Source organism: Actinorhabdospora filicis, from assembly GCF_030269765.1.
Lineage (GTDB): Bacteria > Actinomycetota > Actinomycetes > Mycobacteriales > Micromonosporaceae > Actinorhabdospora > Actinorhabdospora filicis.
Genome location: NZ_BSTX01000006.1, coordinates 201174 through 225365 on the forward strand (window position 1 = coordinate 201174; position 24192 = coordinate 225365).

General features: G+C 73.5%; 21 protein-coding genes. 11 read left to right on the forward strand and 10 right to left on the reverse strand.

All coding sequences use genetic code 11. The annotated features are described in order from the left end of the window. Positions 1-53: 53 nt before the first annotated feature. From QSK10_RS31575 to QSK10_RS31585, 3 genes are read right to left on the reverse strand one after another with little or no spacing between them, the layout of a single operon-like run. On the reverse strand, positions 54-566 hold the full coding sequence (locus tag QSK10_RS31575; RefSeq protein WP_285667129.1) for a hypothetical protein: 513 nt from the start codon (positions 564-566) through the stop codon (positions 54-56). A 30-nt stretch (positions 567-596) separates the two neighbouring features. Next, entirely contained in the window at positions 597-1268 is a 672-nt protein-coding gene (locus QSK10_RS31580) for a response regulator transcription factor (RefSeq protein ID WP_285667130.1), read from the reverse strand. After that, the gene (locus tag QSK10_RS31585; protein WP_285667131.1) at positions 1265-2329 is read right to left on the reverse strand and encodes a sensor histidine kinase; all 1065 of its coding nucleotides are present in this window, start codon (positions 2327-2329) and stop codon (positions 1265-1267) included. The genes QSK10_RS31580 and QSK10_RS31585 overlap by 4 nt, the downstream gene beginning before the upstream one ends. An 86-nt stretch (positions 2330-2415) precedes the next feature. Between QSK10_RS31585 and QSK10_RS31590 the strand changes: the two genes are divergently transcribed. Together QSK10_RS31590 and QSK10_RS31595 are read left to right on the forward strand one after the other, a co-directional pair. Beyond that, on the forward strand, positions 2416-3873 hold the full coding sequence (locus tag QSK10_RS31590; RefSeq protein ID WP_285667132.1) for a DUF1349 domain-containing protein: 1458 nt from the start codon (positions 2416-2418) through the stop codon (positions 3871-3873). 203 nt (positions 3874-4076) lie between these two features. Then, positions 4077-4913: an SAM-dependent methyltransferase gene (locus QSK10_RS31595; RefSeq protein ID WP_285667133.1), complete on the forward strand. Its 837-nt coding sequence runs from the start codon at positions 4077-4079 to the stop codon at positions 4911-4913. A gap of 54 nt (positions 4914-4967) precedes the next feature. Here the strand turns inward: QSK10_RS31595 and QSK10_RS31600 are convergent, their stop codons facing one another. Further along, positions 4968-5849 (reverse strand): Sco1979 family transcriptional regulator, encoded by an 882-nt coding sequence (locus tag QSK10_RS31600; RefSeq protein WP_285667134.1) that lies wholly within the window; start codon positions 5847-5849, stop codon positions 4968-4970. Between the two features lie 292 nt (positions 5850-6141). Further along, positions 6142-6381 carry a DUF397 domain-containing protein gene (locus QSK10_RS31605; protein WP_285667135.1) on the reverse strand — a complete coding sequence of 80 codons (240 nt, stop codon included), beginning with the start codon at positions 6379-6381 and terminating at the stop codon, positions 6142-6144. A gap of 507 nt (positions 6382-6888) precedes the next feature. Here QSK10_RS31605 and QSK10_RS31610 point away from each other — a divergent pair. Together QSK10_RS31610 and QSK10_RS31615 are read left to right on the forward strand one after the other, a co-directional pair. Next, positions 6889-7089, forward strand: a complete 201-nt coding sequence (locus QSK10_RS31610) for a hypothetical protein (RefSeq protein ID WP_285667137.1) — start codon at positions 6889-6891, stop codon at positions 7087-7089. Next, on the forward strand, positions 7086-7286 hold the full coding sequence (locus tag QSK10_RS31615) for a hypothetical protein (protein WP_285667140.1): 201 nt from the start codon (positions 7086-7088) through the stop codon (positions 7284-7286). The genes QSK10_RS31610 and QSK10_RS31615 overlap by 4 nt, the downstream gene beginning before the upstream one ends. A 61-nt stretch (positions 7287-7347) precedes the next feature. Here QSK10_RS31615 and QSK10_RS31620 read toward each other — a convergent pair whose 3' ends face one another. Next, positions 7348-9309, reverse strand: coding sequence for a hypothetical protein (locus tag QSK10_RS31620; RefSeq protein WP_285667141.1), 1962 nt, complete (start codon positions 9307-9309; stop codon positions 7348-7350). A 5-nt stretch (positions 9310-9314) separates the two neighbouring features. Then, positions 9315-10439, reverse strand: a complete 1125-nt coding sequence (locus QSK10_RS31625) for a 5'-methylthioadenosine/S-adenosylhomocysteine nucleosidase family protein (protein ID WP_285667142.1) — start codon at positions 10437-10439, stop codon at positions 9315-9317. A 105-nt stretch (positions 10440-10544) separates the two neighbouring features. Here QSK10_RS31625 and QSK10_RS31630 point away from each other — a divergent pair, with 105 nt between their 5' ends. Further along, positions 10545-11819, forward strand: coding sequence for an aminotransferase class I/II-fold pyridoxal phosphate-dependent enzyme (locus tag QSK10_RS31630; protein ID WP_285667144.1), 1275 nt, complete (start codon positions 10545-10547; stop codon positions 11817-11819). Here QSK10_RS31630 and QSK10_RS31635 read toward each other — a convergent pair. Beyond that, positions 11702-12445, reverse strand: a complete 744-nt coding sequence (locus tag QSK10_RS31635) for a TetR/AcrR family transcriptional regulator (protein ID WP_285667145.1) — start codon at positions 12443-12445, stop codon at positions 11702-11704. The two genes, QSK10_RS31630 and QSK10_RS31635, sit on opposite strands and share 118 nt — an antisense overlap. A gap of 120 nt (positions 12446-12565) precedes the next feature. Between QSK10_RS31635 and QSK10_RS31640 the strand changes: the two genes are divergently transcribed. Genes QSK10_RS31640 through QSK10_RS31650 form a run of 3 tightly spaced genes read left to right on the forward strand, consistent with a single transcriptional unit; the run spans position 12566 to position 15585 of the window. Then, the gene (locus tag QSK10_RS31640; protein ID WP_285667149.1) at positions 12566-13159 is read left to right on the forward strand and encodes an NADPH-dependent FMN reductase; all 594 of its coding nucleotides are present in this window, start codon (positions 12566-12568) and stop codon (positions 13157-13159) included. A 1-nt stretch (position 13160) separates the two neighbouring features. Further along, a complete protein-coding gene (locus tag QSK10_RS31645; protein ID WP_285667151.1) occupies positions 13161-14618 on the forward strand; it encodes an MDR family MFS transporter in 1458 nt (485 codons plus the stop codon). Between the two features lie 55 nt (positions 14619-14673). Next, positions 14674-15585, forward strand: coding sequence for a GIY-YIG nuclease family protein (locus tag QSK10_RS31650; protein WP_285667153.1), 912 nt, complete (start codon positions 14674-14676; stop codon positions 15583-15585). Here the strand turns inward: QSK10_RS31650 and QSK10_RS31655 are convergent. Next, entirely contained in the window at positions 15578-18538 is a 2961-nt protein-coding gene (locus QSK10_RS31655; protein WP_285667155.1) for an AfsR/SARP family transcriptional regulator, read from the reverse strand. The two genes, QSK10_RS31650 and QSK10_RS31655, sit on opposite strands and share 8 nt — an antisense overlap. 108 nt (positions 18539-18646) lie before the next feature. Between QSK10_RS31655 and QSK10_RS31660 the strand changes: the two genes are divergently transcribed. The 3 genes from QSK10_RS31660 to QSK10_RS31670 all read left to right on the forward strand — a co-directional run bounded on the left by QSK10_RS31660 (position 18647) and on the right by QSK10_RS31670 (position 21545). Beyond that, positions 18647-19450 carry an intradiol ring-cleavage dioxygenase gene (locus tag QSK10_RS31660; protein ID WP_285667156.1) on the forward strand — a complete coding sequence of 268 codons (804 nt, stop codon included), beginning with the start codon at positions 18647-18649 and terminating at the stop codon, positions 19448-19450. A 69-nt stretch (positions 19451-19519) separates the two neighbouring features. Further along, a complete protein-coding gene (locus tag QSK10_RS31665) occupies positions 19520-20728 on the forward strand; it encodes a cytochrome P450 (RefSeq protein ID WP_285667157.1) in 1209 nt (402 codons plus the stop codon). Positions 20729-20807: 79 nt separating this feature from the next. Then, positions 20808-21545: a hemerythrin domain-containing protein gene (locus QSK10_RS31670; protein ID WP_285667158.1), complete on the forward strand. Its 738-nt coding sequence runs from the start codon at positions 20808-20810 to the stop codon at positions 21543-21545. On the opposite strand, the gene QSK10_RS31675 is transcribed toward QSK10_RS31670, so the two are convergent. After that, positions 21535-24183: a helix-turn-helix transcriptional regulator gene (locus QSK10_RS31675; RefSeq protein WP_285667159.1), complete on the reverse strand. Its 2649-nt coding sequence runs from the start codon at positions 24181-24183 to the stop codon at positions 21535-21537. The genes QSK10_RS31670 and QSK10_RS31675 overlap by 11 nt on opposite strands. Positions 24184-24192: the final 9 nt, after the last annotated feature.

The window sequence follows — 24192 nt, forward strand, 5'->3', positions numbered from 1 at the left end:
GCCTGAGGAATCACATTAGTGGCATTAGTCCAATTTGTCCGGCAAAGTGGATCTCATAGCGCGTCCGGATCGACCTCGCCGTAGACCTCGCTCCCCTCGGGATAGCGATGGCAGCGCGAGATCACCCACACCTTGAGCGTCAGCCAGTCCGTCCAGGCCGCGTAGTAGTAGCCGGTGGCCGGATCGATGGCGCTGGCGCGCGCGTAGCCGAACTCGTCGAACTTCTCCTCGGCGCCCCAGCCGTCGGCCTGCCACCGCTCGAACAGGGCCCGCACGTGCTCGTTCCCCATGCCGCGCTCCTGCGGATAGTCGTACTCCGCGCGGATCTTGAAGCGGTCCTTGGGCGGGTTGTCGAACTTCGGCTTCTCGCAGAAGGCCGTCGTGAACGCCTTCCGCGAGGCGCTCAGCCCGTTCCCGGCGACCACGCCGTCCAGGACCGTGCGCATCTCGCGCGCCACGGCCGAGGGCTCATCGGTGCCGACGGTCGCCTCCGGCTCACCGCCGCCGCCGCAGGCGGCCAGCGCGAACAGGACGAGGGCGAGCAGCGGCGCGAACATCCTGCGCATGGCGGGCACCTCCGCGAAGGGGAGCACATGCTATCCGGCGGCGTCCACCATGATCCGGTAGCCGACGCGCGGCAGCGTCGCGATGACGCCCGGCTCGCCGAGCTTGCGGCGCAGCCGCCCCATCGTCACCGCGACAGTGTTGGTGAAGGGATCGGCGTGCTCGTCCCAGACCCGCTCCAGCAGGTCCTCGGCGCTCAGATAGCCCGGCACCGCCCGCAGCAGCTCCTCCAGCAGCGCGAACTCCTTCACCGACAGGTCCAGCACGCGGCCGTCGCGGGTCGCGCTGCGGCGCAGGGGATCCAGCTCGATCCCGGCCGCGCGCAGCACCCGGGGCCGCGCGCCGGGACGGCGGCGGGCCAGGGCGTGGACACGCAGGACCAGCTCGGGGAAGTGGAAGGGCTTGCCGAGGTAGTCGTCGGCGCCCAGGGACAGCCCGCTCACCCGGTCGCCCGGCGCGGCGGCCGCGGTCAGCATCAGCACCATCGGCCGGTCCTCGCGCTCGGTGAGGATCCGGCACACGTCATCGCCGTGCACGCCCGGCAGGTCCCGGTCCAGCACGACCACGTCGTAGGAGTTCACGCCCACCCGCGCCAGCGCCTCGGCGCCGTCCGGGGCCACGTCCACCGCCATGCCCTGATCGCGCAGGCCCTCGGCGAGCACCGCGGCCAGCGCCTCGGTGTCCTCGGCCACCAGGATCCTCACCGGTTCTCCTCTCCCGGGAACGCCACCACCGCGCGCAGCCCGCCGGCCGGGCGCGCCGACAGCTCCAGCACCGCCCCGTGCGCCTCGGCCACCGCGGCCACGATGGACAGCCCGAGCCCCGTGCCGCGCCCGGTGCGCTCGGGGGCCGCGCGCCGGAACGGCGTGCCGAGCCCGGCCACCTGCGCCGGATCCAGCTCCGGCCCGTCGTTCTCCACCGTGAGGATCCCGGCGGCCACGGCGATCCGCACCGCGCCGCCGTCCCGGTTGTGGGCGAACGCGTTGGCCACCAGGTTGTCCACCAGCCCCGCCAGCAGCGCCGGGACACCGCGGACCGCGCTGGCGTCGGCGACCACCGAGGCGCGTGAGCGGTCGCGGGCGGCGAGCGCGTCGTCCACGAGGTCGCGCAGCGTCACCGGGACGCGCTCACCGGCGTCCGGATGCTGCGCGCGGGCCAGCAGCAGCAGGCCCTCCAGCAGCGGTTCCATGCGGTCCAGTTCGGCGCGGACCCGTCCCGCCAGCGCCACCGTGGACTCCGCGAGCGGGCCGGGCTTGGCCAGCGCGACGTCCACCGAGGCGCGCATCGTGGTCAGCGGCGTGCGCAGCTCGTGGGAGGCGTTGGCCGCGAACCGGCGCTGCGCGGTGAAGGACGCCTCCAGCCGCTCCAGGAGGCCGTCGATGGTGTCGGCCAGGCGCTTGACCTCGTCGTCGGGACCGGGCGCCCGCAGCCGCTCGTGCAGGTTCTCGGCGGTGATCCGCCGGGTGGCCGCGGTGATCGTCCGCAGTGGACGCAGGACCCGCCCGGCCAGCAGGCGGCCCAGCACCAGCGAGGCGGCCGTCATCACCGTCAGCGACAGCGCGGAGGAGACCAGGAGCTGCCGGTTGCGCTCCTCCTCCAGCGCGCGCAGCCGCTCCCGCTCGGCCACCGGCGGCGCCCCGGCGGGCGCGGCCGATGTGGTGTCGCTCCACGAGAGCGCGCCGGAGAGCCCGAGCAGCGCCACTCCCGACACCAGGAAGACCACCGCGTAGAGCAGCGTGTACCGCCAGCCGACCGTCCGCACCATCGCATCAGCATGCCCGGCGGCGGATAACACCGCGATGACGGCGGCGATGCGGCCCGCGTCATGGCCGGATCCCTAGAAACGACGGCATGCCAAACGCATTCGCAACACAGTGGACGGACTACCGCCGCCGGATCGGGAACTGGATCGGGCTCGCCTGCGCCTTCCTGCTGCTGGCCGGTTTCGGCGTCCTGGTCGGCGCCGGTGACGGAAACGCCTGCATGCAGGGCGATCTGGAGGTCGCCTGCGTGAGCGGCCCGGTGGGGCCCGACGGGAATCCGGTCGCCGACATCTTCGCCATGGCCGGGCGCGATCTGGGCCCCGACGGCATGATCACGGCCCGGCTCACCGCGATGAACGGGATCATCACCTACCCGCCGCCGAACCACGACGAGATCGTCTCCGGCCTGGTGCCGTGGGCCAAGACCGGCCTGATCATCAAGGACGGCACCGGGCAGGGCTCCTCCTACGCCGCGATCGCGATGACCGGCGCGCACGGCGTCCGCTTCCAGTACGACTACACCGGCGACATCGCCGGCAGTCCCGCCGGTGAGCTCACGCGCTGGCTGCGGCTGGTGCGCGCCGGGGACGAGATCACCGGCTACGAGTCGCCGGACGGTCTCCAGTGGACGGAGGTGGGCCGGGCGCGGCTGCGGCTGCCCGAGCGCGTCCGCGTCGGCCTGTTCACCGCCTCGCCCGGTGACGTGACCGTGGAGGCGATCGGCGCGGCCATGCGCTTCACCCAGGCCACCGGGCGCTTCGAGAACGTCACCGTGGAGGGCGCGCCGCAGCAGGAGTGGTCGGCCGATCACGTCGGCGAGTACGGCCACACCGACTGGGAGAAGGACCACAAGGCCTCCGGTGTCGTGCGCGACGGAGAGGCCTTCGAGGTCACCGGCTCGGGCGACATCGGCCCGGTGTCGACCGACATGGTGCGCACGCTCTCCGACACGCTCGCCGGGCTGCCCTTCGCGCTGCTGGCGCTGCTCATCGCCGCCGCCCGCTTCGGCGCGCGCGGGGCGGGGAGGCCGGGGACCGCCGCGCGGGCGGGCGTCGCCGGTGCCGCCGCGTTCGCCGTGACGACGGTGGGCGCCGCGGTGGCGGTGTGGGCCGGATCGGCGCTGCGGGCACCGGAGACTCCGATGTTCCACGCCGGATTCGCCACCGGCGCGCGCGTCGTGCTCGGGGCGGGAGTGTTCGGCGCTTGCGCGGCCGTCCTCGCGCTGGCGCTCGGAGTGCTGCTGCGCAAGGGATGGCGGGCGGGGCTGGTGGCCTCGGCGGCGGCCCTGGTGCCCTACCTCTTCGTCATGCTGCCGGTGCTGCCGCCGGGCGTCGTCGACTGGCTGTTCATGGTGACGCCGTCGGCCGGGTACTCCGTCCTCGGCGTCCTGACCGCCTACCCGCAGGTGGAGTCGCTCTACGCGCCTTACACCGGCTACTACCCGCTGCCGTGGTGGGCGGGGCTGCTCATCGCGGCCGCCTACGCGGGGGCGCTGCTGTACCCGGCCGTCCGCAAGGGACGCGCCGACCGGCCCGCCTGGCGCTAGGAGACCACTACGAACCGGCCAGTCGGTCGGGGGCCGTCCGGCCCGAACGAGTGACCCGGGACCGCGCGGACCTGCGCTTTCCGCGCGGAACCGGCTAGATCATCTTCCCGGGGCCGAAACCGGGTACGATCGGTTACCCGGGCGGACAAGGGAAGTCGTAACATATGCGGCACCAATTACTCCCTAGCCGCAAAGGCGACGCCATGACCGCTACCGACGGCGTGACTGACCCCGGTTACGTGCCCGAGTTCGACATCTCCCAGCCGACCATCGCCCGCGTCTACGACGCGCTGCTCGGCGGCAAGGACAACTTCGAGGCCGACCGCGTCGGTGCGCAGACCTACCTGAAGTACGTGCCGGACGCCGGGCGCTGCGCCCAGGAGAACCGTCAGGCGCTCATCAAGGGCGTCCATTACATGGCCCGCAAGGCGAGGCTGGACCAGTTCCTCGACGTCGGCAGCGGACTGCCGACGTCGAAGAACACCCACGAGGCGGCGCAGGAGATCAACCCGAGCGCCCGCGTGGTCTATGTGGACAACGACCCGATCGTGCTGGCCCACGGGCGGGCGCTGCTGGCGACCAACGAGTCGACCACGGTGATCACCGCCGACCTGCGCGAGCCGGACAAGATCCTGGGCAACGCCGACGTCAAGCGCATGCTCGACTTCACCCGCCCGATCGGGCTGATGCTGGTGGGCCTGCACATGCACTTCCACGACGATGAGCAGCCCGACGAATGGGTCCGCACGCTGATGGACGCCATGGTCCCCGGCAGCCACCTCTTCATCACCGACTTCGTCGACACCGGCGAACCGCTCCAGAAGGGCATGGAGCAGGCCGGTCTGGAGTCCCTCGGCAACGGCTGGATCCGCAGCCCCGAGCGGATCGAGGAGCACTTCCTGGGCATGGAGATCATCAAGCCGGGCGTGGACTTCCTCGCCCGGTGGTTCCCCGAGAACCCCACCGCCGAGGTGCCCGACAAGCAGGCGCTGGAGCCGTGGCAGCGCATCCTGATGGCCGGAATCGCGGTCAAGAAGTAGCGACGGCGGGCGCGGCACCCGATGGTGCCGCGCCCGTCCATATAGAGCTAACGGTCAGTAGAGCTCATCGATGATGGCGTCGATGATCTTCGGGGTGTCCGACGGCGGTGAGGCCTGCACGCAGAGCCGCTCCATCGCCGCGACGTACTGGTCGACGTCGTCCCGCTTGTCCAGGTACAGCGCGCTGGTGAGCTGCTCCAGGTAGATCAGGTCCGGCAGGTCGGCGTCGGGGAACCGCAGCACGGTGAACGCGCCACCGGCACCGGCGTGACCGCCCGCGTCGGACTTGATGATCTGGATCTGCACGTTCGCCTTGCCGGACAGCTTGATCAGCGTCTCCAGCTGGTCGCGCATGATCTCCCGGCCGCCGATCGGGCGGCGCAGCGCGGCCTCGTCGATGACCGTCCACAGTCGCGGCGCGTTGGGGCGGGTGAGGACCGCCTGCCGCGACATGCGCAGGTCGACGCGGCGTTCCACGTCCTTGCTTCCCTTGAGGTCGTGCGCCAGCCGCACCACGGCCTCGGCGTACGCGCGGGTCTGCAGCAGGCCCGGCACGAACTGCACTTCGAAGTTGCGGATCAGCGAGGCGGTGGCCTCCAGGCCCATGTAGGACTGGAACCAGCCGGGCAGGACGTCGCCGAAGCGGTGCCACCATCCCGGCGCGTTGGCCTCGCGGGCCAGGTCGAGCAGCCGTTTGCGCTCATCGGGATCGTCCACGCCGTACAGCGTGAGCAGGTCGTCGATGTCGCGTTCCTTGAAGCTGACCCGGCCCAGCTCCATGCGGCTGATCTTGGATTCGGAGGAGCGGATCTCCCAGCCCGCGTCGGCCCGGCTGATGCCCTCGGCCTCGCGTAGCCGGCGCAGATGCGCGCCCAACAGCATGCGCAGCGCGGTCGGTCCGGTGGCGCCACCGGACGACGATGGTGCTGACGTCACGATCCCACCTCCTCGCCTCGTCGATGTATACGGGCCTACTCACCGGTTCGCTTAAGGGACGCGTCCCGGCGAGGGCGCGCTGCCGTGGCCCCACTCCGTTTACGCGGTCCCGTCCGCCCGCCGCCGAGCGGCCGTCCGGGATACCACATGGTGCATCAGATGAGGCCCGCGCGCTCGCGGATCCGCCGTTGGGACGGCGGGACGGTGCCCGCTCGCGCACTGTTCCAGCTTAGCCGGGACCGCCGGAGGCGAGGTGGCGCGATGCCTCCGGCGGTCCGTCCTTTGGGGACGACTACCGGATCAGGTTGTCGAAGTCGCCGTCGCGGGCGCCTTCGAGGAACGCCACGATCTCATCGCGCGTGTAGACGAGCGCGGGTCCCTGCGGGTCGCGCGAGTTGCGCACCGCGAACTCGCCACCGGGAAGGGCGGCCATCTCAACGCAGTTGCCGCTCGGGTTGGAGCGGCGGCTCTTCTGCCAGACGACGGTGGAGGGCAGTTCGCCGGCCGGTATGCCGTTGCGAGCCGTGTCCATGGGTCTTCCTTTCCCCCGTCCGATGTGGACGGGCGGTCGGCACCTGCCGCCTGCTGGGGGCGCGACGGCCGGAATCCCACCACCGGCCGTCAGCGGCTGTGCAAGGAACACTCTAAGGCCGCGCGTGCGAATGCGCGAGAAAACTGCCGTGCAGATGCACGTGCATCTGCGGCGGTCGGATGCAAGTGACGATGAATGTGATAACGTACACATGCACCGGCACCGACAAGTAGGTGGAGATCCATAGTCAGGTGGGGTCGTGCGGGTCCATTTCGGACACTCCGCGCGGCACAGGCGCAGGAGGCCATGGGGTGGCTTCGCTACGTCGTCGGCGGGGACGGCTCCGGCCGCGGCTCACCAGCCGCGCGGGAGCCGTCCCCCCACATACGGAGTCGAGAGTGCGATTGTCGGAACCACGACACCCGCCGCCGGTGAGATCACTTCGCGAATCGGTGGGAGGGACGCGCCGAAAGAAGCGCGCCCCGGGTACGGAGGGAGACGGTGATCATGGCCGCGTTGGTGGTCGCGTGGAAGGCGATCCGGGATGCTCACGTCGAGGCGATACATACGCCCGGCGAGCACGGCGAGCCCGTAGGCACCGGCCGCTGCGTCGACTGTGGACGCAGCTTCCCCTGCGGTCCCCATCAAATGGCCGCCCAGATCCTGCGCGACGACGAACGTCTCGCCGCGGCCGGCAGCGCCTCATGAACGCCATGGAGATCCACGCGATGTGGTCGGTCTGGGACGCCCACGGCCAGGCCATCGTCCCGTACAAGGTCTGCCGCGAAGGCTGCCACGAATCCTGGCCCTGCGCCTCCCGCCGCGACGCCGACTCGCAGCTGCGCGAAGCGGGAGTCGACCCGTACGCGGTGAAACGCGGGGAGGTCGCGATCCCGGCGTTATGACCGGGCGCCCGCAGAGACGAACCGGCCACCCGGTGGGGGGTGGCCGGTTTTTTTGTGGGGGTCAGGGGGTCATGGCGTGCAGGGACGCCTTGAGGAGCGACATGCGGTTGCGATCGCGGCGGCCGTCGAGCGCGACCCACTCCTTGCCCTCGGCGGCCACGCCCTGGAGGACGTGGAGGGTGGCGTGGACACCGGAGGCGTCCATGGTCAGCCGGGTCGTCCGCTCCTCCTCGGTGTCATCGCTGCGCGGCCCACGCACCGGGATCGATGTCTCCAGGCCGGAGAGGAGCCGCAAGGTGAACCGGCGCCGGTTGTTCTCGTAGCGGACCAGGTGCGCCGAGGCGATCGTGTGGAAGCCGTACTCGTTCCACTCCTTCATGTGCAGCCGCCCGGTCGACGTGTTCACCTCGGCCAGGACCTGGCGGACCCCGTCGGCGGTGAGGATGAACAGCATGAGGCGGTACCAGGTGTAGCGCCATGGGCCGTCCTTGATGCGGGCCCGTCCGGCCTCCTGCGCGGGATCTTCGAGTAACGCGTGCTCCAGTACGTCGGCCGGAGACAGCTTGTAGTCATGGAGGGCCCGGTTCATCAGGAGCACCTTGTCGGTGGCGAGCCAGGCGGCCATCTCCTCGTCGGACGGCCGGTCGGCCAGCTCGGCGACGCGGCGCAGGTACGCGCCGTGCCACTCGGCGTACTCCGCCGAGGCGGCCTTCGCGTCCTCCGCCGCCCGGACCGGGCCGGTGCGCAGCCGGTAGGCGATCTTTGCGGCGGTGAAGCCGAAGAGCGCCAGCGAGACGGTGAGCGGCAACCCGAGCTCCGGGGAGGACGACCAGGCTCCGATCAGCGCGATCGGCGTCGTCACGATGAACGCGGCGGCGGCCACCCCGGCGAGCGCCTTCATCCGGGCGGGCGCGACCGGCCGGTGCCGGTGGGCGAGCATCGCGCCGCTCTCCCATCGCTCCATCGTGCGGCGGGCGAGGAAATCGACCAGCCACTCCAGCCCGTCGGCGCCGATTCTGCTCTCGCGGTACCGGTGGGCCACCTCGGTGCCGAGATCCTGCTCGATCCCCGCCATCTGGGCACGCCACGCGTTCGCGGTGAGCCCGGCGGGGACGTACGTGGCGAAGTAGTGGGCGAACAGCTCGCGGATCCGCGCGGTGAAGCCACCGTCCGGTGGTTCCCGGCGCGGTGGCCGGTACGGGCTGAGCACGGCCTCCTTCGCGCGCACGCGCTCGGCCAGGTGGCGCCAGTCGGTGGCGGGTCCCGCGCCGAACAGCCCGGCGGTGACGGCCAGGGCGTAGGCCACCAGGCCGGGCACGTTCGGGTTCGCGACGAGCATCGCGCCGATGCCCGCGGCGGACAGCGCGGCGAGCGCGGCGGTGGTCCACATCGTGCCGCGCTCACGGCGGGTGGCGGCGAAGGGCTCGGTGCGGCGTGGGCGCGGAGGATTCGGCGTGGGCTGGAAGAACTTCCAGGCCCGCTCGACCCGGTACCCGGCACGCCATCCGCTCGCCGCCTGCCGCACCGTGCGTTCCCACAGCCGGTCCCGGATCGGCCCGGTGAGGAATCGGTCGAGGTGCCGCAGGATGTCCTCGCGCAGCCTGACCGGCAGGTGGTCGAAATCGCGGGTCACGGTCTCGACGTCGGCCTCGGGCGTCTCCATCAGGCGCGCGATCATTCGAAGCCCGTGCGTCCACTGTCCGTTCTCGCGGGAAGGGAACCGTTCGGGCGCACGGCGCAGGGCGGCCATGTCCTCATCGGACAGGTCACGCCGGGTACGGCCGCTGAGCCGGGCGAGAACCCAGTAGAAGCCCACGTCGACGCCGGTGTGGCCGGCGTGCACGGCTTCGTCGATGAGCTTCCGCGCGGCGGTGGGCATCCCGCCGTCGAGGTACCGCACCCCCGCCAGGAACTTCTCCTTCGGATCGGCGTCGGCGCCGACCTGGTAGACGGTGACCTCGTGGACCGTGTTCGCCTGTACTCCCACCCGGGCGTGGCCGTCGGCGGTATTGGCGTTCTCCACCGGGCTCACCGCCCGTCCCCGAGGTCGGTGATCAGCGCCGATAGCAGCCCGGCCGGGCCGGGCAGCGCGAAGATGAAGCCGCGCAGGCGCTTCAGCGCCAGCAGCGCCGCGGCGCGGTCGGTGGCGCGCAGGGACTCCGCGGCGTCCAGTTCGGCGATCGCGGCGCCGTGGTCGGTGGTGTCGAGCTCGCCGGAGTCGGCGGCCCGGCGCAGCGCGGCGCGGAGACCGGCGAAGGCGTCGCCGACCGGGATGGCGTCCACCTCGTGGAAGGTGTAGCTGCCGGCGAAGACGCCCGTCTGGACACCGACCCGGGCGTTCCCGTTGGCGTTGTTCTGGTTGGAGCCGACCATGGTCCGGTCCTCTCGGGTGAGTCCCCGCGCGGGGCGGTCGAGGGTGGCGAGCTCGCCCGCCAGGGCGAAGGCGAACGCGGCGGCGTGCGCGGCGGCATTGGGCTGGGAGTCGCGGGCGTCGGTCTCGGACTTGCGCCCGTCGGCGAAGTCGCTGATCCCCCGGACGACGACCGTGGGAAGTGAACCGGCCATGTGGGCGGCCTGGAGGACGCCCGCCGCCTCCATCTCGACGGCGTAGGTGTCGTTGTAGTGCTCGAACAGCAGTATCGCCTCGGGTGAGGTGACCGAATCCAGCAGGATCTCGCCGGCGGCGATGGGACCGAAGTGGACCTTGGGGTGGGCGGCTCCGCGTAAGTGCTTCCGCCAGTCGTTCGAGCGGTTCAGGTGATGGGCGATCTGCTCGGCGGCGTGGCTGGTCGGGAAGACCCGTGGGCGGGCTTTGAATCCGGTGTCGGTGCTGGTGCCGCCCTGGTAGTGGTAGACGTGGCTGGCGACGACCACGTCGCCGAGGACGATGTTCGCGCGCCGGGATCCGCCCACGCCCGAGAAGATCACCGCGGCCGGGTCGGCCTCGTCGATGATGCGGGTGGTGAGCGCGGCGGAGGACGTGTTCCCTTTGCCGACATTGGTCAACGCGATCCGGCAGCCGCCTGGGCCGCGGCCGATCTCGGCGCGGGTGCCGCCCCGGTAGCGGTGCGGGGTGACGGGTCCGATGTGGGCGAGGACCGCTTCGTACTCAAGGTCGAGAGCGGTGAGGATCACGATGAGTTTCTCTTCCATGACCCGAGGCTAGCTTAATGTCAAGTTGACGTAAACCCCTCTCCTCTTGATCCTTATCCCGTCCCACCCACCCCACCCCTTGATCCCTCCCCCTACCGTCACCGGATGAGAGACGTCTTCGCCAAGATCCAGGCCAGCACCACCCGCGCCGACGCCATGAAGCGCGATCGCACCTACCCCTACGGCACGGTCCTCGCCGAGCGGCGGGGGCCGGTCGCGGTGGTCGGGGGGCGGGAGGTGATCATGGCCAGCTCGAACGACTATCTGGGTCTGTCGGTCGATCCGCGGGTCGTCGAGGGGGCCGCGCGGGCGGCGCGGCGGTATGGGGCGTCGTGTACGGGGGCGCCCATCATGAACGGGACGACGGGGATCCACCGGGAGCTGGAGGAGCGGCTCGCGGTGTTCCTCGGGCGGGAGGCGGCGGTGCTGGCGCCGAGTGGTTTTCAGGCGAATCTGGCGCTGGCGACGCTGCTCGGGCGGGGTGACACGGTCTTCGCCGACCGGGCCAATCACGCGTCGCTGGTGGACGCCGCGCGGCTCGGGTTCGGTGGGCACCGGCGGTACCGGCACGCCGATCTGGGGCATCTGCGGCGGCTGCTGGAGGCGACGGATCCTGATTGCGGGCGGCTGATCGTCACCGATGGACTGTTCTCGATGGAGGGCGATGTCGCCGATCTGCCCGCGCTGAAGCGGCTGGCGGGGGAGCAGGGGGCGCGGCTGGTCGTCGACTGCGCGCACGACATGGGGTTGCTCGGCCCGAACGGGCGGGGGACGCCGGAGGTGCAGGGGGTGGCGCCGGATCTGGTGACGGCGACGTTCTCCAAGTGCTTCGGGTCGGTGGGAGGAGTGCTGGCGGGTGATCGGGAGGTGGTGGACTTCCTGCGGCACCACGCCAGGTCGCTGGTGTTCTCCGCGGCCCTGCCGCCGCCGTCGGTGGGGGCGGCGCTGGCCGCGCTGGAGATCATCGAGAGCGAGCCGGAGCTGCGGGAGCGGGTGCTGGGGCTGTCGGCGCGGCTGCGGGAGGGGCTGCGCGCGGAGGGTTTCGAGACGGCGGGTGACGCGCCGATCGTGCCGGTCTTCGTGCGGGACGACGAGCGCTGCCGGGCGATGTGGCGGGCGCTGCTGGACGAGGGCGTCCTGGTCAACGCGGTCTCCTCGCCGGGTGTGCCGGTGGGCGGCGAGCTGGTGCGCGTCGCGGTCACCGCGCGGCACACCGGCGAGCAGGTGGACGCGATCGTGGCGGCCTTCGTGCGGGCGCGGGCTCAGATGCCGTGGCGGGCGGCGATGCCGTCCAGCAGTGAGTCGAGCCCGAAGGTGAACTCCCAGGACGGGTCGTCCTTGCGGGCGGCGCCGAGCGCCCAGGCCCGGATGGAGGGGTAGCGGCCGGACTCCATCAGGTAGGTCATCTCGGGGGCCAGCGCGGTGCGGACCTCGTGGCCGCTGGCCCACCCCCGGTTCTCCATTAGCATGACCAGCGAGGCCTCGTAGTTGATCGCGCCGCCGACGTAGGCGTGCAGCGAGCGCGCGGTCGCCATGCGCTCGTCGGGACCGGGGAGCAGGCCGTCGAGGGAGGCCATGAGCCGCTCGGTGATCGCCATGCGGTGCGGGCTGGGGATGACGGCGGCCTCCGGTGGCAGTGCCGCCAGCCAGCGGTGGCGCAGCCGCAGCTCGCGGGTGCGCAGCGCGATCGTCCGGAAGGTCTCCCGCCAGGGCACGCCGGCCTCGGGCAGCTCGATCTCGTCGTGGACGAGGTCGCCCATCAGCTGGAGCAGCTCGTCCTTGCCGTCGACGTAGCGGTAGGCGGCCATCGGCGCCACGCCCAGCTCGGTGGCCAGGCGGCGCATGGTGATCGCGTCGAGCCCCTCGGCGTCGGCGACGGCGATGGCGGTCCGGCCGATCCGCTCGGCGGTCAGCGACGGGCGCGGTGAGGGCGCGGACGGGTCGATGCGCTCCCAGAGGCTGCGGCGGTCGGCGTCGCCCTTGGGGGACGGGGATGTGGTCGGCAAGGGGACCATCCTTCCTGGTCGGCTGTGTACATCGTACCCGGAGTAGACGGTGTACCCGATCCTGTGTACGTTGTATCGAGCTAGATACAACGTACACACACCTATGTTCAGGAGCCCGAGATGACCACCCCTCTGCGCATCGCCGTCCTGGTCGGCAGCACCCGTGACGGCCGCTTCGCCCCCGTCGTGTCGGGCTGGCTGGCCCGCCGCCTCGCCGACCGGGCGAACCTCACCGTTGACGTCGTGGACCTCGCCGAGCACGAGCTCCCCACCGTCCTGCCCGCCTTCGGGCAGCCGCCCCGGCCGGGCACCACCGAGGCGCTCGCCGAGGTCTCGCCGCGCCTGGCCGCCGCCGACGCCTTCGTGATCGTGACGCCCGAGTACAACCACAGCTACCCGGCGTCCCTGAAGAACGCCATCGACTGGCACGACACCGAATGGCACGGCAAGCCCGTCGGCTTCGTCTCCTACGGCGGCGTCTCCGGCGGCCTGCGGGCGGTGGAGCACCTGCGTCACGTGCTGGCCGAACTCAACGCGATGACCATCCGTGAGACGGTCAGCTTCGCCGGGGCGTGGGAGCGCTTCGACGCCGAGGGCAACGCCGACGCCGGGGGCGAGAAGAGCCTCACCGCGTTCCTCGACCAGCTCACCTGGTGGGGACTGGCGCTGCGCGAGGCCCGCGCGGCGCGCCCGTTCGGGACGGTGGCGGCCTGAGATGACCACCGCGACCCTCGCCCCACCGGCGCCCGCGACCCGCCGCGGCCTCTACGTCGGCGTCTTCGGGCTGATGCTGGGGATGTTCCTGGCGATGCTGGACGGCTTGATCGTCGGCACCGCCCTGCCCACCATCGTCGGTGAGCTCGGCGGGCTCGACCGCCTGTCCTGGGTGGTCACCGCCTACCTGCTCACCGCCGCGGTGACCACGCCGCTGTGGGGCAAGCTCGGCGACCTCGCCGGGCGCAAACCCACCTTCATGGCCGCCATCTCGCTGTTCCTGGCCGGATCGGCGCTGTCCGGGCTGGCCGGGGACATGACGCAGCTCATCGCGTTCCGGGCCGTGCAGGGCCTGGGCGCGGGCGGGCTGATGGTGGGTGCGCTGGCCATCATCGGCACGATCCTGCCGCCCGCCGAGGCCGGCAAGGCCCAGTCGATGATCGGGATCATGATGCCGATCGCGTTCGTCGGCGGGCCCCTGCTGGGCGGCTTCCTCACCGATCAACTCGACTGGCGGTGGACGTTCTACGTCAACCTCCCGATCGGCGCGATCGCGCTGCTGCTGGTCGCCTTCCGCGTCCGCTTCACCCAGGAGCGGGTCCGGGCGCGCGTGGACGTCCTGGGCGCCGCCCTGCTGGTCACCGCGATCCTCGCCGTCACCCTGGTCGCGGCGTGGGGCGGCACGATGTACGCCTGGACCTCGCCGCAGATCCTGGCCCTCATCGCCGTCGGCGCGCTGGCCACCGCCTGGTTCGTGCGCGTCGAACGCCGCGCCGCCGAGCCCATCATCCCGCCGCGCCTGTTCGCCAGCCGCGAGTTCGGGCTCGCGCAGGTCCTCAGCTTCCTGGGCGGCGCGGCGATGATGACCCTGGCCAACTACCTGCCGCAGTACATGCAGTTCGTCGCCGGGGCCTCGCCCACCACCGGCGGCCTGCTGCTCCTGCCGCTGCTGATGGGCATGCTCGCCGCGCAACTGGGCAGCGGGCGCCTGGCCGCCCGCTCCGGGAAGTACCGGATCTACCCGATCCTGGGCGGCCTGCTGTCCACCGCCGGCGCGCTACTGCTGCTCGTCCTGGACACCGGCACGCCCACCTGGCTCGCCTCCGGCCTCGGCGTGATCGCCGGAGCGGGCGTCGGCTTCATCGCCCAGGCCAGCATGCTCATCACCCTCGGTAGCGCACCCCGGCGCGACATGGGCGCCGCCAGCGGCACCGTCACCCTCCTGCGCACCATCGGCGGCTCCCTCGGCATCGCCGCCCTGGGCGCGCTGTTCGCGAGCAACATCGGCGACGCCCACGCCACCCCCGAGGCGGTCGCGGCGATGCCCGCCGCCGCGCGCGACACCTTCCGCGAGGGCGTCGTATCGGGCATGCACGCGGTGGTGATCGGCGTGGCGATCGCCTCGGCGCTGGCCCTGGCGGTGGCGTGGTGGGTGCGGGACAAGCCGAAGGACGCCTGATGTCACAGGGGAATGGCAGGGTTCTCGCCGACCGTCCTGAAGGGAGATTCACGGCATGGGACGTGTACGAGGCTCGGCCGGGCGGACCGGGGGAGCGTACGAGACCGGGTACGTCTATGTACTGAGCAATCCGTCGTTCATGGGCAACCCGCTCAAGATCGGGTTCACCGAACGACCCTATGTCGAGTCGCGACTTCGTGAGCTGAGCACCGCCGTTCCGGAGGACTTCGTGGTCGAGTTCCAGGCACGGGCGTCGAATGTGAAGGCGGTCGAGCGGGCGGTTCACGAGCGTCTCGCGGACGCGCGGGTCAGGCCCGGCCGGGAGTACTTCGACGTCACCGTCGAAGAAGCCGTCAAGGCCGTGCGGGCCGAACTGCTGAGGATGAGCGGCATCGGTCACTGGGGAGGGTTCGCGGACTTCGTGCGGGTCGAGGCCGGGGACATCCTCGCGCTGAGCGCGCGAGCCGGTGACGTGTTCCTGGTCCAGGCGCACCACCGGCCCGATGACCCGCGTCCCGACCTGCTCGACCTGTGGGAGGTCCACGCGACCGGTGACATGCTGGAGCTGGAAGGCACGGCCACGCCCGCGCCATCGTTCGCCGCGGGCGACGAGGAGGCCCTGACAGATCCCCGGCGCTACTTCGATCCGAAGGAGGAGCGCCCGAACGGCATCTTGAACGGGCACGAGGGGCTGTTTCCGGCCGATCGGCTGGTATGGCTCTCCGCGAGGTCCGACGGGGGCTGTGACTTCGCGATGTTCGAGATGCGCTCGCACTGCCGGGTACTCAGCCGAACCTGGGACGTCCAGCTCGTCGACGGGACGTGGCCGAAGATCCTGAACTATTACACCTGGGACCGGCTGCCGCCCGCGATGGAGCGGGCGGGGAGGATCGCGATGCGCGTCGGCCGACCCGACATCCCGAGTCCCAGGCCGATTCCCGACTACCCGCGCGGCGGTTTCAGCTGAAGACCGCCACCGCCTCCGCCGCACCCAGCCCCGCGCCCCGTCCGTACGCCTCCGCGAACCGCTCCCCGAGCAGCTCGCGGGCGCGCTCGGCGGGGCGCAGGGGCGCGTCGTAGCCGCGGCGGTCCTCGCCGCCGAGCAGGGACGCCGCCGCGCCCAGCAGGAAGGCCGCGCGCCCGGCCTCGCCCTCGGCCAGGGCCAGCGCCGCCGCGGCGTGCGCGACCATCGCCAGGTCCGGCGCGGGGACGGCCGCCGGGTCGGGGACGCAGGCGCGCAGCTCGGCGCGCGCGGCGGCGAGATCGCCGTCCAGGACGGCCGCCATGATCCGGAACCCGCCCGTCCAGGTGCGCGCCCGGGCCGCCAGGGAGGTACCGGCGAAGGCGGCGTCGACCACGTCGAGCAGGGCCCGGGACGCCACGAGGTCACCCGCGGCGAAACGCAGCTCGGCCTCGGCGACGCGGACGTAGGCGGCCGTGCGGGGCTCGTGGACCTCGGCGGCCAGCTCGTCGGCGCGGGCCAGCGCGCGGCCCGCCCCGGCCAGGTCGCCCAGCCGGGCGAGGGCCATCGTCAGCTCGGCGTGCACCTCGGCGGCGTCGGCGGGGACGTCCAGCTCGCCCACCGGCACCGCCGCGCGGCGCAGCGCGTCCACCGCCCCGGCCAGGTCGCCGTCGCGGGACAGGAACTGCGCGTGGACGCGCAGGGCCGAGGACAGCCCGTAGCGCTCACCGGCCGCGGTGAACTCCCGCAGCGCCTCGGCCACGCGCTCGCGCCCGCCCTCCTCGCCCGGCCACAGCAGCAGCGCCATGCCGCGCTCCCAGCCCGAAGCGCCCGACAGGCGCTCGGCGGCCGCGCGGGCCTCGGCGCCCTCCAGGAAGGCCGAGGCGATCACGAACAGCGCGCCGCCACCGGGCCCCGGGGCGGCCTTCGCGATCAGCGCGGCGCCCTCGGCGAACGCGCCCGACTCGTAGGCCAGCAGCCCGCGCAGGACCTCGGCGACCGGCGCCAGCTCCGGCGGCGCGCCGGGGATCGCCAGGGCCGCGCGCGTCCAGCGGGTCCGCTCGGTCGGCAGGCCCCGCAGGTGCCAGAACCAGAAGAGCGCGGCGACCAGCCGCAGGCTCACCGCCGCGTCACCGGCGGCGTACCGCAGCGCGGCGAGGAGGTTCTCGTGCTCGGCGGCCAGCAGCGCCCGCGCCGCGAGCTGACCGGCGCCGCGCAGGGCCGCGTCGGCGTCCTCGGCCAGCGCGAGGAAGAACTGGGCGTGCGCGCCGGTGACCTCATCGGCGCGACCGGACTCCGCCAGCCGCGCCAGGGCGTAGGACCGGATCGTTTCGAGCATCCGGTAGCGGTCCCCGGCGTGCTGCACGAGGGACTTGTCGACCAGCGCCGACAGGGCGTCCAGGTCGGTGTCGGCGACGTGCGCCGCCGCCACGCCGCCCGGCGACACCGCCAGCCGCGTCGCCAGGTCACGCTCGGCGGCGGTGAGCGGCTCCCAGCTCCACGCGACCACCGCCTCCAGCGTGCGGTGCCGCTCGGCGGCGGTGCGGGGACCGGCGCTCAGCAGCGCGAAACGGTCGTCGAGGCGAGCGGCGATCTGCGCGGCGCTCATCGACCGCAGCCGCGCCGCCGCCAGCTCGATCGCCAGCGGCAGCCCGTCCAGGCGGCGGCAGATCTCGGCCACCACCCCGGCCTCGGCCTCGGGGCGGAAATCGGGCCGCACCGCCCGCGCGCGCTCGGCGAACAACTCGGTGGCCGCCTCACCCAGCGGCCCCAGCGGGAACAGCCGCTCGCCGGGGACGCCCAGGGACTCCCGGCTGGTGGCCAGCACGCGCAGCCCGGGGCACTCGGCCACCAGCCGCTCGGCCAGCACCGCCACGGCGTCGACGACGTGCTCGCAGTCGTCCAGCAGCAGCACCGCCCGCTGTTCGGCGAAGTACTCCGCCAGCCGCCACGCCGCGTCGTGCGCGGCCGCCTCCAGCAGGCCCGCCTCGCGGGTCCCGATCGCCCGCAGCACCGCCGTGGCCACGTCACCGGCCTCGGCGGCGGCCAGCTCCACCAGCCACACCCCGTCGCGGACGTCCAGCCCGGCCGCGGCCTCCACCGCCAGGCGCGTCTTGCCGACCCCGCCCGGCCCGACCACCGTCACCAGCCGCGCTTCGTCCATCAGCGCCCGCAGCCCGGCCAGCTCGTCGGCGCGGCCCACGAAACCGTTCAGCCGCGCCCGCAGATTCCCCCGCCGCCGGGGCGCGAGGACCTCGTCCTGCCGCAGCAGCCGCGTCCGCAGCCCGGCCAGCTCCGGCGACGGGTCGATGCCCAGCTCATCGGCCAGCGCGTCGCGGGTGCGGTCGTAGGCGGCCAGCGCCTCCGCCTGCCGCCCGGCCGCGTACAGCGCGCGGATCAGCAACCCCTGCAACCGCTCCGCCAGCGGATGCGCCGCCGCCAGCGGCTCCAGCTCGCCCAGCACCTCGCCCCCGGCGGCCAGCTCCAGCGCCAGCCGCTCCTCGGCGGCCGCCAGGCGCAGCCCCTCCAGCCGCACCGCCGCCGCGTCGGCGAAGCGCGCGTCCCGCAGCCCGTCGAGGGCCGTGCCCCGCCACAGCGCCTCCGCCTCCCGCAGCAGCGTCGCGTCACCGCGCTCGCGGCCCAGCGCGGCCAGCCGCTCGAAGCGCAGGGCGTCCACATCCGGCTCCCCGACGTGCAGCACGTAACCCGGCGCGCGCCCCTCCAGCGCCGCCGCCCCCACCACCCGCCGGACCCGCGAGACCAGCGCCTGGAGCGCGTTGGCGCCGTTGGCCGGGAGCCCCTCGCCCCAGATCGCGTCCATCAGCGCCTCGGCCGACACCACCCGGCCCGGCTCCAGCGCCAGCCGCGCCACCAGCGCGCGCAGCCGCCCGCCCGACAGGGGGAGCACGACGTCGTCATCGCCGCGCAGTTCGAAGGCGCCCAGGAGCTGTACACGCACGACGGCCAGTCTGCCCGACGCCCGGCACCGGTTCCGAGGTCCCTCCGAGGTGACGCCGACCCGGCTCCGAGGCCGCCGCCATAACGTCGCGGCGACCAAGGAGGAACGATGACAGAGATCGAAGACCACGACCGCGGACTCGACTTCGACCTGCGGACCCTGACCAGCCGCAGGCTCGTGCTCGGGCTGTTCGGCGCGGCGGGCGCTGGCGCGCTCGCCGCGTGCGCCGCGCCGAAGGCCGCCGAGCCCAAGGCGTCCGCGCCGGGCCCGGCCACCGGCACCGCCACCGACGTCGGCGAGATCCCGGAGGAGACCGCCGGGCCCTACCCCGGCGACGGCTCGAACGGCCCGAACGCGCTCACCGAGAGCGGCATCGTGCGCTCCGACATCCGGTCGAGCTTCGGGACGGCGAGCGGCACCGCCGAGGGCGTGCCGGCGGTGGTCACCCTGAACATCGTGGACGCGGGCACCGCCACCCCGCTCAAGGGCGCGGCGGTCTACATCTGGCACTGCGACCGCGACGGGAACTATTCCATGTACTCCGCGGCGGCCAAGGACCAGAACTACCTGCGCGGCGTCCAGGAGGCCGACGCGGGCGGCACGGTCACCTTCACCACGATCTTCCCCGCCTGCTACGACGGGCGCTGGCCGCACATGCACTTCGAGGTCTACGCCGACCTGGCCGCGGCGACCTCGGCGGGGGACAAGCTGAAGACCTCGCAGCTGGCGCTGCCGAAGGCCGCCTGCGACGAGGTCTACGCGACCGGCGGGTACGAGAAGAGCACCCGGACCTTCGCGCGGGTTTCCCTCGACTCCGACATGGTCTTCCGGGACGGCTCGGACAAGCAGCTCGCGGCGATCACCGGCGACCCCTCCGCCGGATACCACGTGAGCCTCGACGTGGGGGTTTGATCCACATTGGACTGGAAAGGGCGTGCGGCATAGGGTGAGTGGGCGATCACCCGTCGAAAGGGGCTCACCATGAGCGAAACCACGCAGACCCCGCCCGACTATCCCTTCACCGCCCCCACTCCGGTCGAGCCGCCGCCGGAGTGGGCCGAACTGCGACAAGGTTGTCCCGTCGCGCACGTGCGTCTCCCCAGCGGCGACGAGGCCCGCCTCCTGACCCGCTACGACGACGTGCGGGCGATGCTGTCCGACCCGCGCTTCACCCGCGAGCTCACCGCGCCGGACGCCGCGCGCCTGGCCACCACCCGGGGCGGCGTCTTCGAGGGCGCCTCGGTCATCCCCGCCAGCGGCCCCGGGCATCAGCGGTGGCGGCGGCTGGTCGGGCGGTGGTTCACCGTCCGGCGCATGAACGAGCTTCAGCCGCGCATCGAGGCGATGGCCGAGACGCTGCTGGACGGCATGATCAAGGACGGCCCGCCCGCCGACATGGTCGCCGGGCTGAACTTCCCGCTGCCGGTGTGGGTCATCTGCGAGATCCTGGGCGTCCCGGACGGCGACCGCGACCGCTTCTCGCACTGGTCCAGCGCCGGGCTGAACATCTCGAAGTACACCCAGGAGGAGGTGGACACCGCCGCCGCCGAGTACGCCGAGTACTTCGCCGCGCACATCGCCGCCAAGCGGGCCGCTCCCGGCGACGACCTGCTCAGCGAGCTGATCACCGTCGTCGACGCCGAGGACGGGCGGCTGTCGGAGCCCGAGCTGATCGCCACCGGCCAGGGCCTCCTGCTCGCCGGGCACGAGACCACGTCCAACCAGCTCGGCAAGATGTTCACCCAGCTCCTCGCCGTCCGCGAGCGCTGGTCGGCGCTGCTGGCCGATCCGGGCCTGGTGCGCACCACCGTGGAGGAGACCCTGCGGATGGACGCCCTGTCCGGCTTCGGGCTGCCGCGCTACCTGACCGAGGACGTCGAGATCGGCGGGGAGACCCTCCCGGCGGGCACCACCGTCATCTCCAGCCTCTCGTCGGCCAACCGCGACGAGAGCGTCTTCGACGGCGCCGGGGACGTGCGCCTGGACCGCTCACCCAACACGCACATGTCCTTCGGTGTCGGGCCGCACTCCTGCATCGGGCAGGCGCTGGCCCGCACCGAGCTGCAGAGCGTGCTGTCGGTCGTGCTGCGGCGGCTGCCGGGACTGGACCTGGCGGTGCCGCTGGAGGAACTGCCGCTCCGCAAGGGCGTCGTGGTCGGCGGGCTGGAGAAGCTGCCGGTCACCTGGTGACGCCGGGGGCGGCCCCGCCCGGGTGGGGCCGCCACTCTTCTGCAACCGGGCTGCTATCGGTCCGTACCACCATCGGCCCATGATCGAGAACCTCGCCCCGCGCGCCGAGGGCGACCCCGTCGCCGACCTGACCTCCTTCGCGCTGGTGCACCGCGCGATGCTCGCCGAGGTCCGCCGCCTCGCCGCCCTCATGGGCGAGCTCGGGCCGGTGGGACCCGACCGGGCGGTGGCGATCCGCGACTACATCGGCGCGGTGTGCGCCGAGGTCCACTCCCATCACGAGCGCGAGGACCGCATCCTGTGGCCCTACGTGGCCGCCTCGGTGCCCGGAGACGCCGTCGACCTCGCCGCGCTCAGCGCCGAGCACGGCGACCTCGACCCGGTGCTGGACCGCATCGCCGACGCCGCCGCGCGTTTCGCCGCCGACCCCGGCAACCACCGGGCGGTCCTGGGCGGTGAGCTGCTGGAGCTGAGCGCGTTCCTCGACGAGCACATCGCCGCCGAGGAGCGCGAGCTGTTCCCGGCGATCCTGCGGTACGTGTCGGCGGCCGGTTACGCCGAGGCCGACGCGCGCATCCGCGCCGAGATCGACCCCGCCCACGCCGGGTGGGTGCTGCCCTTCACCGCCCGCTACGCCACGCCCGCCGAGTGGGACCGGATGAACACCGTCAGCGGCGGGCGCGTCCAGGGGCTCCTCGACGCCACGAAGGACGCCTTCGCCGCCACCGAGCGCACCGTCTTCGGCGGCCTGCCGCGCCCGGACGTGTCGGCCGTGCAGACCCCGTGGGAGCCCCTGGCGCGGGAGCTCACGGGCTGATCAGCCGCGCCAGCTCGCCGCGCCCGGACACCCCCAGCTTCGGGTAGGCCTTGTACAGGTGGTGGCCGACGGTGCGGGGGCTGAGGAACAGCTGCGCGGCGATGTCGCGGTTGGACGCGCCGGTCGCGGCCAGCCGCACCACCTGCGCCTCCTGCGGGGTCAGCCGCGACCACGTGTCTGGTTCGGCGGCGCGCGCGGGCCCGTGGCTCTCGCCGGACGCGCGCAGCTCGGTGGTGGCGCGCTCGGCCCACGGCGTCGCGCCCAGCCGCTCGAAGGTCTCGGCCGCCGCGCGCAGGTGCGCCCTCGCGCGCGAGCGGTGCTTCTCGCGGCGCAGCCACTCGCCGTACAGCAGCGCGGTGCGCGCCTCGTCCCACGGGCGGCGCTCGCGGCCGTGCAGGGCCATCGCGCGCTCGAAGTGCGGTTCCGGTGAGGCCGACAACAGCGCGCGGCAGCGGGTGAGGACCGCCTCGGCCCACGGCCGCCCGTTCTCCTCGGCCCAGGGCGCGAACAGCGCCAGGGCGGCCTCGGCGCGCGCCGGGTCGCCCGCGCGGACGGCGGCCTCGACGTGGTCGGGCGCCCAGCCCAGGGCGGCGGCGGTGTGGCGCGCGGGGCCGCGCGTGGCGGCGTCCCAGCGGTCGGCGGCGGCCTCGTGGCGCCCGGCGCCGAGATCGGCCAGCGCGTGCGCCCACGCGCGCGTCGCGACGGTCGAGGTGAGGGCGTCGTCGTCGGTCTCGGCGGGCACCTCACCGGCGGTGGCCGCCAGCCAGCCGGCGAGGGCGCCGAAGTGGCCGGTGAGCCGGTACTGCCCGGTGTCGGCGGCGATCCGGCCGCCCTCGGCGGCGATGATGCGGGCCTCGGCGAAGCGGCCCAGGCGCAGCAGCGACTCGCCGAGGGTGGACAGGACCGTCGGCAGCCAGCCCGCCATGCCCGCCGAGCGGCACTCCCCGGCCAGGGCGCCGGTCAGCTCGGCGGCGCGGTCGTGGTCGCCGACGGCGAAGGCGAGGGAGGCGGCGTACCCGCGCAGGCCCGGCTGCCCGCCGCGCAGCGGCAGGATCGCCTCGACCATGCCCCGGATCGGCGCGGCGGCCCCGGCGGGACGCCCGGCGATGATCGCGGCGAGGCCGCGGGTGGCCGGGAGCCCGGCGGCGGCGGGCCCGGTGAGGTCCACGCCGTCCAGAAGCGACACCGCCTCGGCCGCGCGCTCGTGATCGCCGGCCTGGCGGCAGCCGTCCACGATGTGCATCACCATGATCGCCGCCCGCCCGGGATCGACCGGCAGGACGGCGGCGGCCCCGGCGAGCATGACCCGGTGGGCGGTGGCGGGGGAGCCGGTGAGCAGCTCGGCCTCCCCGCGCAGCTCGGCGACGTGGGCGAGCACGCGCGGGTCGGTGGCCAGCGCGGCGGCCCGCTCGGCGAGGTCGCGGGCCCGCGCGCCCTGCCCGGAGTCACCGGCCGATTCGGCGGCCGCCGCCAGCCGCGCGGCCTTCTTCTCGGTGCCCGAGGTCAGCTCGGCGGCGCGCACCAGCGCCGTCACCGCCGCCGCGCGTCCGCCGCGGGCGCGGGCGCGCTCGGCGGTGGCCGCCAGCAGGTCGGCGGCGTCGTCATCGAGGCCGGTGGCGGCCGCGGCGGTGTGCCAGGCGCGGCGGTCGTCGGTGAGGACCCCGGCCAGGGCCCGGTGCGCGGCGAGGCGCTCGGTCAGCGGCGCCGACTGGTACACCGCGGCCCGCACCAGCGGATGCCGGAACGCCACGGCCGAGGCCGAGACCTCGATCAGCTCGCCGCAGGACTCCACCGCCGTGGCGGGCACGCCCAGCGCGGCGGCCGCGCGCAGCAGGACGCCGAGCTCGCCGGTGTCCTCGGCGGAGGCGATGAGCAGGAACGTGCGCGCCTCGCCCGGCAGCGCGGCGACCTCGGCGGCGAAGGCGTCCTGAACGCGGCGGGGCAGCGGCAGCGCCGACCCGGCCGGGTCGGCGCTGGCGGCGGTGCGCGCCAGTTCCCGCAGCGCGAGGGGGTTGCCGCCGGTCTCGGCGATGACGCGGGCGCGCAGCGCGGGGGCGAGTCCCGCCTCGGCCAGCAGCGCCTGCGCGGCCTCGTCGTCGAGGCCCGGGACGGGCAGCTCGGCCAGCCCCTCGGCGGGGAAACCGCCGTCGCGGGCGGCGAAGAGCAGCCCGAGGCGGTCGGCGTGCAGGCGGCGCGCGGCGAAGGTGAGGGCGTCGGCGGACTCGCGGTCCAGCCACTGCGCGTTGTCCACCAGGCACAGCACCGGCCGCTCCTCGGCCAGTTCGGCCAGCAGGCTCAAGGTGGCCAGGCCGACGGCGAAGCGGTCGGGCGCGCCGCCTTCGGCCAGGCCCAGCGCGGCCCCGATCGCGGCGGCCTGCGGCGCGGGGAGCCGCTCGCTCAGCCGCAGCGCGGGGCGCAGGACCTGGTGCAGCGCGGCGTAGGGCAGTTCGGTCTCGACCTGGACCCCGGCGGCGCGCAGGACCGTCATGTCCGCGGCCGTCCCGGCGGCGTGCTCCAGCAGCGCGGTCTTGCCCGCGCCGGGCTCGCCGCGCAGCACCAGGGCCGCGCTCCCGCCGTCCCGGACGCGCCCGAGGGCCTCGCCGATCGCCGCCAGTTCGCCGTCCCGACCGTGGATCATCCGGTGACC